Raw genomic sequence first — 8,155 nt, forward strand, 5'->3', positions numbered from 1 at the left:
GACGGCCGGGTCAGCCCCGGCCGGTGACGGGCAGCAGCGCCCCGGTGACGCCGGAGGCGGCGTCGGACAGCAGGAAGGCGACGGCCTCGGCCAGCTGCTCCGGTTGCACCCAGCCGGAGGCATCGGCGTCCGGCATGGCGGCCCGGTTCTGCGGCGTGTCGATGGTGCCGGGCAGCACGGCGTTCACCCGCAGCCCCGCCGGCTTCAGCTCCTCGGCATAGCTTTCGACCAGCCGGAGCACGCCGGACTTCGCCGCGGCATAGGCGGCGAGGCCCGACGCCGCCTTCAGCCCCGCCATCGCGCCGATCGCGACCAGCGCGCCGCGCCCCGCTGGCCGCATGCCTGCGATGGCCGCGTTGAAGATGTTGGCGGTGGTCAGCAGGTTCAGCCGGAACATGCTCTCCCAAAGCTCGGGCGCGGCCTCGGCGATCGGCGCCGCGGCGAAGCCGCCGACGGTATGGGCCACGCCGTCCAGCCCGCCGTAGCGGTCGAGGATGCGGCCGACCGCGGCCGAGCAGGCGGCGGCGTCCATCAGGTCCACCTCGGGCAGCGGCAGATGCGCCGCGGCGCCGGGCAGCCCCGCCGCCAGCGCCTGCAGCGGCGGCGCGGCGCGGTCGAGCAGGGCCAGGCTGTGCCCCTCCGCTGCCAGTCGTGCCGCCACGGCGCGCCCGAGATTGCCGGCCGCGCCGGTGACGAGGACGATACGCGGCTCAGCCATGGGGATCTCCGGGCGGTTCGGTGGGGAAGACGCGATCGGCGAGACCGAGTGCGAGCAGCAGCAGCGCCGCCTGCTGCAGTGTCTCGGCGAGCGGCAGGCCGAATCGGGCGACGAGCCAGCCCGCCGCCGTCCAGGCCAGCCAGGCCAGCAGAAGCGCCAGCAGCGCGAGGGCGGGGCTGCGCAGCGCGGCCATCATGGGCGCTCGGCCCGGAACACCAGCAGCCCGCCATGCCGCGCAACCTCGCCCTCCAGCGTCAGGCGGCGGCCGATCAGGTCGCGGAAGGCCGGCATCGGCGGGCCACCGTCGCGATCGGCGAGGACGAGGAAGGCATGCCCCGCCACCGGCCCGGTGGCGACGAAGACGGCCGGAATCGCGCCATCCAGGCAGAGCGTGGCGCAGGCGCGATGCGCGATGCCGGTGCCGGGGCGCATGCCGCCGGCGGCGCATTTGCCGTCGCAGATCTCGCCGGTGATGCGCCAGCGCCCGAGCGGCACGGGTGGGGGCGGGATCGCCGCGGCGGGGAGCGGCACCGGCGGCGCGTTCAGGACCAGCATCTCGATGTCGCCGCGGCGCAGCACGAAGCCTTCCGCCCGCACGCGCCGCCCGGCCAGGGCCGCGACCTCCCGCGGGGGGCCGAGCTTGCCGTCGGCGGAGAGCAGCAGGGTGCGGCCTGACTCGGGCAGGTGCAGCAGCGGGGAGGGCCCCTCGAGCAGGGTGCCCTCCACCGCATCGGCGATCGGCAGGTCGGCCAGGCTCGCCTGGCCCGGCACGGTGGCGAAGCGCGCACCGGCCGGATCGCGCGCGGCGCCGGCCAGCAGCAGGCCCGCCAGCACCAGGCCGAGCAGCAGCGCTCCCGCGACGCGAAGCAGGAAGCCGCGCAGGCGCGGCGGCGTCGCGGCCCAGCCGATGAAGAATTCCTCGCGCGCGCTCACGCCGCGGGCTCCGCGACGCGCAGCGGCTCCACGCGGGTGCCGGGCGGGTTCGGGCGCGGATCGAGCCACACCATCCCGCTCCGCATCTGCAGCCGATAGGTTGCCAGCTTCTCGGTGTAGGGCGGCGGGGCGCAGCCATCCTCCAGCCGGTACTGGAAGCCGTGCCAGGGGCAGGTGATGCAGCCATCCGCCACGCGCCCCTCGCCGAGCGGCCCGTTCTGGTGCGCGCAGAGATTGGTCACCGCGGAAAGCCGGCCCGCATGGCGGAAGATCGCCACCGCCTCGCCGTCCGGCGGGCGGATGACGATGGCGCGGCCCTCGGCGATGGCCTCCGGCGGGCCGGCCAGGACCCAGGGCGCCTCGCCGGCGGACGGCGCCACGGCGCCATCCTGCCGCGCCGCGCGCAGCCCGGCGGCGATGTGCAGCGCGACGAGCAGCGTCGCGGACGCGCCGACAACCGCGACCAGCGTGACGTTCTCGCCCGATTGCAGCGCGCCGAAGGCGACATGCAGGACGACCAGCGCATAGGCCGCGTAGATCGTCATGTGCAGCGCCTTCCAGACCGGCGGCGTCAGGAAGTGCAGCCAGAAATCATGGCTCGTCGCGGCCAGCGCGAAGAGGATCAGCAGCGCCAGCACGCCCATCGGCACGAAGGGCAGGCCCGGCGCGGCACCGATGCGCGGCTCGCTCGAGAGCATGGCGACGAGGGGCGGCGTCGGGCTGAAGGCGAAGTGCCAGCCCAGCACTTGCTGCGCATGCATCAGCGCGACGAGGAAGGTGACCACGCCGAGATGGCGGCGGTTGTAGAGCAGCGGCAGGAAGCGCCGGTCGAGCCGCGCCAGCGGGCCGATCGCCAGCGCGATGGTCAGCAGCAGGAAGGCGCAGCTGCCATAGGCGCGGATGCGCGTGACCTGCGCGTCCGGCGCGCGCGCGGCGTCCTGCAGCAGCGGGCCGAGATGCTCGTAGGCGAGCAGATACAGCAGGACGCCGACCACCAGCACTGCGTCATAGGTCCGCTTGGCCGGGGTCCAGGAGACGGGAACGCGCCGCGCGCTCATCGCGCGCCGGGTCCCGGCGCGGAGAGACGGACCGGCGCCTCCGCCGGCGGCGCGCCGAGGCGCAGCGCGGCGGCCGCGACGAGCAGCAGCGGCAACAGCAGCGCGAGGCCGAGCCAGATGCCGAGATGCGCGCGGCGATGCCGGCGCGTCATCGCCGCGCCTCTCGCAGCCAGCGCCACAGCACGAGCGGCCAGAACAGCGCAAGACCCGGCAGCAGCAGCGGGCGGAAGGCATGCGCGCCGCGTGCCGCCGCGTCGAAGCGCTCGATGCCGAAGGCGAGGAAGGCGATGCCGACGCCGACACCGATCGCGGCGTAGATCAACGCGAGCTCCACCACCCAATGCGCGACGGCGGGGGAGAGCATGCCTATTCCATGCACCAGCCATGACTGACGATCAGGGACTGGCCGGTCATCGCGTTGCTCCCCGCGGCCGCGAAGAACAGCACGGCCTCGGCCACATCCTCGATGCTGGTGAACTCGCCGTCCACAGTTTCCTTCAGCATGACGTCGCGAATCACCTCGGCTTCCGTGATGCCGAGCGCCTTCGCCTGCTCGGGGATCTGCTTCTCGACCAGCGGCGTGCGCACGAAGCCCGGGCAGACGGTGTTGGCGCGCACGCCGTGCCTCGCGCCTTCCTTGGCCACCACCTTCGCCAGGCCGATCAGCCCGTGCTTGGCGGCGACATAGGGCGCCTTCAGCACCGAGGCCTCCTTGGAATGGACCGAGCCGATATAGACGATGCTGCCGCGCCCGGCGGCGTACATCGGCTTCAGGCAGGCCCGCGTGGTCAGGAAGGCGCCGTCGAGATGGATCGCCAGCATCTTCCGCCAGTCGGAGAGCGGGAACTCATGCAGCGGATGCACGATCTGGATGCCGGCATTGCTGACCAGGATGTCCACCCGGCCCCAGGCTTCCAGCACGGCGGCGACGCCGGCCTCGACCGCCGCCTCGTCGCTGACATCCATCGCCACCGCCATCGCGGCGAGGCCCTCCGCGCGGAATTGCGCCGCGGTCGCCTCCGCCGCCGGCAGGGCGAGATCGGCGATCGCCACCGCCGCGCCCTCCCGCGCCAGGCGATGCGCGATGCCGCGGCCGATGCCGCCGGCCGCGCCGGTGACGATGGCGACCTGGTCCTGCAACCTGCTCATGGTCTCGATCCTGGCGTGGCGAGGGTGGCGCGCGGCTCAGGCGAGGTAGTCATGGACCACCTCGCCGAGGTCGAGCGTGAGGTCGGCGATCAGATGCGTCGCGGAGACCACCTCCCGCACCGGCAGGTCCGCGACCGGCGCCAGCGCATACGGCGCGAGGGAGAGCGCCGCCGGCCCGGTCCAGCCGCCCTTCAGCACGATGTCCGTCAGGCGGTAGCGCACCAGCTCGCAGATGCGCGGGCTTCCATCCACATGCGGGATGATCTTCAACAGGAAGCCGGGCTCGGCGAGCGCGGCGCGCAGCGTTGCCTCCGGCAGGGGGCGGTGCTTGTAGCCCATCGAGCCGGTGGCGATGCGCGCCCCGCCATAGTCGAGCGTGCCGAGCAGCGTGTCGCGCTCCACGCGCAGCGTCGGCTGCGCGAGCTTCTTGGGGAATCCCCAGAGCTCGCGTCCGCCGGCGATCGGCGGATCGTCGTCGAGGAACATCGCATGGACATAGCCGCCATGCTGCGCCCCGAGCCGCACCGGGATGACCTGCCCGCTTTCCGTGTAGTCGCCGAAGCCGGTGCTGTCCGGCATGCGGATGAATTCGTACTTCACCAGCGGCGTGTCGAATTCGAGCGGCGCCGGGACAACGCGGCGCAGCGCCTCCGCGTCGGTGCGGTAGGTGATGATCAGGTATTCCCGGTCCACGAAGCGGTAGGGCCCGATCGGGTAGGAGGGATTGCCGAGCGGCATCGCGAAGGCGGTGCGCCGCACCTCGTCGCGCGTCATGCCGTCATTCCTTCCGCGAGGTAGTCGTGGACGACGTCGCCGAGCTCGAGCGTGCAGTCCGCGATGGCATGCACGCCGCGCAGCATCTCCAGAACCGGCAGCGCCGCCAGCGGCGCCAGCGCATGCGGCATCAGCGAAAGCGAGGCAGGTCCCGTCCAGCCGCCCTTGAAGCGCAGCCCGCCCAGGCGGCAGCGCACCAGCTCGCAGATGCGCGGGCGGCCATCCACATGCGGGATGATCTTCAGCATCACGCCCGGCGCCGCGATCTCCGCCAGCGCCTCCGGCTCGGCCAGCGCACGGTGCTTGAAGCCCATGGAGGCGCGCGCCACCGGGACCGGGCCGAAGTCCAGCGCGCCGAGCAGCGTGTCGCGCTCCACCGCCAGCGAGGGGCGCGCGAGCTTCTGCGGAAAGCCCCAGAGCTCGCGCCCGCCCGAATTCGCCGTGTGGGAGTTCACATAGGCGCCGAGGATGTAGCCGGCGGTCTCGCCATCCGGCAGGCGGCAGGGGAGAGACTGCAGCACCAGCGCGTATTCGCCGAAGCCGGTGCTGTCCGGCATGCGGATGAACTGCACCCGTGCCTCGGCCGCCACCGGCGCCAGAGGCTCCGGCAGCAGCCGCGCGACGGCCGCGGCGTCGGTGCGGTAGGCGATGGAGAGGTATTCGCGGTCGGTGAAGCGGTAGGGGCCCATCGGATAGGAGGGGCTGGTGCGCGGCATGGCGAAGGCGCCGGCGAGAACCTCGCGCTCCTCCATCAGGCGGCTTCCTCCGGCGCTGGTGTCGCTGGTGCCGCTGGTGCCGCGGCGGCCGCGGCGGCGGCCCGGGCGCGCGCGCCGGCGACGTCGAAGGTGCGCGCGCCGACCTCCGGGGGCATCGGCGCCAGCCAGGGGGAGGCGGCCAGCGTCTGTTCCGCATCCTCGCGCCCCTGCGCCCAGCGTTCCTCCATCGTGGCGCGGCTGAACTCGTAGTCCTTCGAATGGCCCTGGCCGTCGCGCGGCCGGTAGATCAGCTGCGCGATGTCCATCGTGGTGACGCAGCCATAGTTGTACAGGAACCGGCCCTCCGGCGTCTCGCGCAGCTTCTGCGGCAGCTTCTCCCACAGCGTGTTGATGTTGTGCCGCACGTCATGGGTGGTGCGGATGACATCGGTTGCCGCGCGCGTGCGGCTGGAATAGCGGATGTCCTTCTCGCGCTCCGCAACTTCCTCGAGGTCGAGCGGCAGCATGCCGCGCGCATGGAACACATCCACCTGGAAGGTGAGCCGCGACCGGCGGGGGATCTGCGTGATGACGTATTGCAGCGGCGTGTTGGAGACGAGGCCGCCGTCCCAGTAGTGCTCGCCCTCGATCTCCACCGCGGGAAAGCCGGGCGGCAGCGCGCCGCTGGCCATCACATGTTCCGGCCGGATCGCGATGGCGGCGCTGTCGAAATAGGCGAGGTTGCCGGTGCGCACATTCACCGCGCCGACGCTCAGCCGCGGGCCGCCGCCGGCATTGATGCGGTCGAAATCCACCAGCGCCTCGAGCGTGCTGCGCAACGCGCCGGTGTCGTAGAAGCTGCTCGGGCCGCGGAACAGCCAGGCGTCGAAGGGATGCGGCTGGAAGAAGCCGGGCTGTCCGAACAGCAGCGCGCTGGTCGCGCCGAGATGCCGCCGCGCGCCCGGCATGTGCGACACGGCGGCCGCCATCCAGCCGGGCCAGAGCGCGGGCGGCGCCGTCACCGTCTCCCAGAAGCGGCGCAGCTTCTCCACGCGCCGCTCCGGCGCGTTGCCGGCGATGATCGCGGCGTTGATGGCGCCGATGGAGATGCCCGCGACCCAATCCGGCAGATACGCCGACTCCGCCAGCGCCTCGTACACCCCGGCCTGGTAGCTGCCGAGCGCGCCGCCGCCCTGCAGCACCAGCGCCACATGCTTGTCGTAGCCGGCAGGACGCGGCGGGTAGCTCGAAGCGGGCATCTGCATGATCTCCTCTGCCGCCGGCGACGCCTGCGCGGCTGTCATCGCTTCGCCGCGCCGGCACGGGCGGTTACGCGCGCTGCGCGGCGCGCCGTCGCGTCCCCGCCACGCGCCGCCGCGGCGATGATTGCCGCCAACCATGCTTCGGGGCAGCCGCTGGGATGATAGGTGTGGCGCAGCCTGTGCAGGAGCATCAGCGTGCTGCCGACATCGCCGTTGCCGTCGGCGCGTTCCGCCGCCCAGTGCAGCACCGCGCGATAGGCCACCTCGCAGCCGGCCTGCGCCTCGCACAGCCGACGGCGCAGAAGGCCGGCGTCGGTGATCCTCTCGTCACGCGTGATGCCCATCAGGCTGGTCCGGTCACTGGATGCCGCCGCGCACTGTCCGCGCGCCCGCGGACATCGTCTTGCGTCTTCCTGCGGCGGTCTTGTGCCCGGTTGCTGCAACCCGCGCGGTTCGATGGTTGACTTCGCGCGCCGCTGCCACCGATGCTGCACCCGCGAAGGCGGGCCGCAGGCCCGCGCGGAGGAAGGCAATGGAGTTGGCCGGGACAGGCTGCCGCAGCCTGGCCGAGGTGTATGGCCATGGCGCCTACGCACCCTTCCTGCAGGCATTGCGCCTTGCGGGATCGCAACCCGTCGCCCTGGTGCGGTTCTCGCAGCCGGCGGGCGACTTTCCCGACCCGCCGACAGACGACTTCACGCTGGCGATCAACGAGCGCGGCAGCGGGCGCATGCGCTTCGACGTCGGCGCGGGACGCTGCGAGGCGCCGTTCCGCCGCGGCGGCCTGGTGCTGAAGGCGCCCGGCGTCGCCACGCACTTCGCCAACGACGCGCCGCACCAGAAGAGCTTCGTCTCCCTGCCCGCGCCGCTGGTCGCCCAGATCCTGGCAGAGGCGAATCCGGCCGCCGCCGCGCCCGGATTCGGCCGACTGCATGCCGGCGTGTTCCGATCCGGCGCGATCGCGCAGTTGCTGGATCTGATGTGGGCGGAAGGCCTGCCGGACAGCCCGCATGGACGCCTGTTCAGCGATGGCGCGGTGCTGTCGCTGGTGGCGCTGCTGCTGCGCCTGGCCGACCCGCCCGGCGCGCCGACGCCCGCTGCCTCGCTCTCACCGGCCCGCCTCTCGCGGGTGCGCGACTGGACGATGGCGCATCTGGCGGAGCCCTTCGGCATCGCCGACATGGCGGCGAGCATCCGGCTCTCGCCCTTCCATTTCAGCCGCGCCTTCAAGCTGGCGACCGGCCAGACGCCGCGCGCCTTCGCCACCGCCTGCCGGGTGGCGCATGCGAAGGACCTGCTGGACGCGGACCTGCCGCTGGCCGAAATCGCTCAGGCCTGCGGCTTCGCCGACCAGGCGCATTTCACCACCAGCTTCCGCCGCGCCACCGGCGTGACACCCGGCCAGTATCGCCGCGTCCGGCGCTGACCCTTCAGACCGGGCGGACGAAGGTCTCACCTTCGTCGCCTCGGACGCCGGCGCCGCGCTTGGCTTCGCGCCACCTGGCGCGGGGGGCCCGGGGGGGCGGGGGGGGGGGGGGGGGGGGGCGGGGGGGGGGGGGGGTGTGG

12 protein-coding genes are annotated in these 8,155 nt (G+C 73.0%); 1 reads left to right on the plus strand and 11 read right to left on the minus strand.

The window, feature by feature from the left end; all coding sequences use genetic code 11:
- Positions 1–10: 10 nt before the first annotated feature.
- The 11 genes from AC1MIR_RS27375 to AC1MIR_RS27425 are packed head-to-tail and all read right to left on the minus strand — an operon-like array spanning position 11 to position 6,933.
- On the minus strand, positions 11–718 hold the full coding sequence (locus AC1MIR_RS27375) for an SDR family NAD(P)-dependent oxidoreductase (protein ID WP_480031334.1): 708 nt from the start codon (positions 716–718) through the stop codon (positions 11–13).
- Positions 711–914 (minus strand): hypothetical protein, encoded by a 204-nt coding sequence (locus AC1MIR_RS27380; protein ID WP_480031335.1) that lies wholly within the window; start codon positions 912–914, stop codon positions 711–713. Before AC1MIR_RS27380 ends, AC1MIR_RS27375 begins: the two co-directional genes overlap by 8 nt.
- Positions 911–1,651: a hypothetical protein gene (locus AC1MIR_RS27385; RefSeq protein ID WP_480031336.1), complete on the minus strand. Its 741-nt coding sequence runs from the start codon at positions 1,649–1,651 to the stop codon at positions 911–913. The genes AC1MIR_RS27380 and AC1MIR_RS27385 overlap by 4 nt, the downstream gene beginning before the upstream one ends.
- Positions 1,648–2,709 (minus strand): Rieske 2Fe-2S domain-containing protein, encoded by a 1,062-nt coding sequence (locus AC1MIR_RS27390; protein WP_480031337.1) that lies wholly within the window; start codon positions 2,707–2,709, stop codon positions 1,648–1,650. Before AC1MIR_RS27390 ends, AC1MIR_RS27385 begins: the two co-directional genes overlap by 4 nt.
- A complete protein-coding gene (locus AC1MIR_RS27395) occupies positions 2,706–2,861 on the minus strand; it encodes a hypothetical protein (RefSeq protein ID WP_480031338.1) in 156 nt (51 codons plus the stop codon). The genes AC1MIR_RS27390 and AC1MIR_RS27395 overlap by 4 nt, the downstream gene beginning before the upstream one ends.
- Complete coding sequence (locus tag AC1MIR_RS27400; protein ID WP_480031339.1) at positions 2,858–3,073, minus strand: hypothetical protein; 216 nt, start codon at positions 3,071–3,073, stop codon at positions 2,858–2,860. The genes AC1MIR_RS27395 and AC1MIR_RS27400 overlap by 4 nt, the downstream gene beginning before the upstream one ends.
- 2 nt (positions 3,074–3,075) lie before the next feature.
- On the minus strand, positions 3,076–3,858 hold the full coding sequence (locus tag AC1MIR_RS27405; RefSeq protein WP_480031340.1) for a 3-hydroxybutyrate dehydrogenase: 783 nt from the start codon (positions 3,856–3,858) through the stop codon (positions 3,076–3,078).
- Positions 3,859–3,894: 36 nt separating this feature from the next.
- A complete protein-coding gene (locus AC1MIR_RS27410) occupies positions 3,895–4,632 on the minus strand; it encodes an acetoacetate decarboxylase (protein WP_480031341.1) in 738 nt (245 codons plus the stop codon).
- Positions 4,629–5,384 carry an acetoacetate decarboxylase gene (locus AC1MIR_RS27415; RefSeq protein WP_480031342.1) on the minus strand — a complete coding sequence of 252 codons (756 nt, stop codon included), beginning with the start codon at positions 5,382–5,384 and terminating at the stop codon, positions 4,629–4,631. The genes AC1MIR_RS27410 and AC1MIR_RS27415 overlap by 4 nt, the downstream gene beginning before the upstream one ends.
- The gene (locus tag AC1MIR_RS27420) at positions 5,384–6,586 is read right to left on the minus strand and encodes a patatin-like phospholipase family protein (protein ID WP_480031343.1); all 1,203 of its coding nucleotides are present in this window, start codon (positions 6,584–6,586) and stop codon (positions 5,384–5,386) included. The genes AC1MIR_RS27415 and AC1MIR_RS27420 overlap by 1 nt, the downstream gene beginning before the upstream one ends.
- A gap of 41 nt (positions 6,587–6,627) precedes the next feature.
- Positions 6,628–6,933: a hypothetical protein gene (locus AC1MIR_RS27425; RefSeq protein ID WP_480031344.1), complete on the minus strand. Its 306-nt coding sequence runs from the start codon at positions 6,931–6,933 to the stop codon at positions 6,628–6,630.
- 194 nt (positions 6,934–7,127) lie between these two features.
- Here AC1MIR_RS27425 and AC1MIR_RS27430 point away from each other — a divergent pair, with 194 nt between their 5' ends.
- Positions 7,128–8,015: a helix-turn-helix domain-containing protein gene (locus AC1MIR_RS27430; RefSeq protein ID WP_480031345.1), complete on the plus strand. Its 888-nt coding sequence runs from the start codon at positions 7,128–7,130 to the stop codon at positions 8,013–8,015.
- The last annotated feature ends 140 nt before the right edge of the window (positions 8,016–8,155 follow it).

It is taken from the genome of Falsiroseomonas sp. RANM36 (genome assembly GCF_056682175.1).

Excerpts from the sequence above, each read along its gene's own strand:
- AC1MIR_RS27395 (WP_480031338.1), bottom strand. The coding sequence starts at position 2,861 with ATGACGCGCCGGCATCGCCGCGCGCATCTCGGCATCTGGCTCGGCCTC.
- AC1MIR_RS27375 (WP_480031334.1), bottom strand. The coding sequence starts at position 718 with ATGGCTGAGCCGCGTATCGTCCTCGTCACCGGCGCGGCCGGCAATCTC.
- AC1MIR_RS27380 (WP_480031335.1), bottom strand. The coding sequence starts at position 914 with ATGATGGCCGCGCTGCGCAGCCCCGCCCTCGCGCTGCTGGCGCTTCTG.
- AC1MIR_RS27420 (WP_480031343.1), bottom strand. The coding sequence starts at position 6,586 with ATGCCCGCTTCGAGCTACCCGCCGCGTCCTGCCGGCTACGACAAGCAT.
- AC1MIR_RS27390 (WP_480031337.1), bottom strand. The coding sequence starts at position 2,709 with ATGAGCGCGCGGCGCGTTCCCGTCTCCTGGACCCCGGCCAAGCGGACC.
- AC1MIR_RS27425 (WP_480031344.1), bottom strand. The coding sequence starts at position 6,933 with ATGGGCATCACGCGTGACGAGAGGATCACCGACGCCGGCCTTCTGCGC.
- AC1MIR_RS27415 (WP_480031342.1), bottom strand. The coding sequence starts at position 5,384 with ATGGAGGAGCGCGAGGTTCTCGCCGGCGCCTTCGCCATGCCGCGCACC.
- AC1MIR_RS27405 (WP_480031340.1), bottom strand. The coding sequence starts at position 3,858 with ATGAGCAGGTTGCAGGACCAGGTCGCCATCGTCACCGGCGCGGCCGGC.
- AC1MIR_RS27400 (WP_480031339.1), bottom strand. The coding sequence starts at position 3,073 with ATGCTCTCCCCCGCCGTCGCGCATTGGGTGGTGGAGCTCGCGTTGATC.
- AC1MIR_RS27410 (WP_480031341.1), bottom strand. The coding sequence starts at position 4,632 with ATGACGCGCGACGAGGTGCGGCGCACCGCCTTCGCGATGCCGCTCGGC.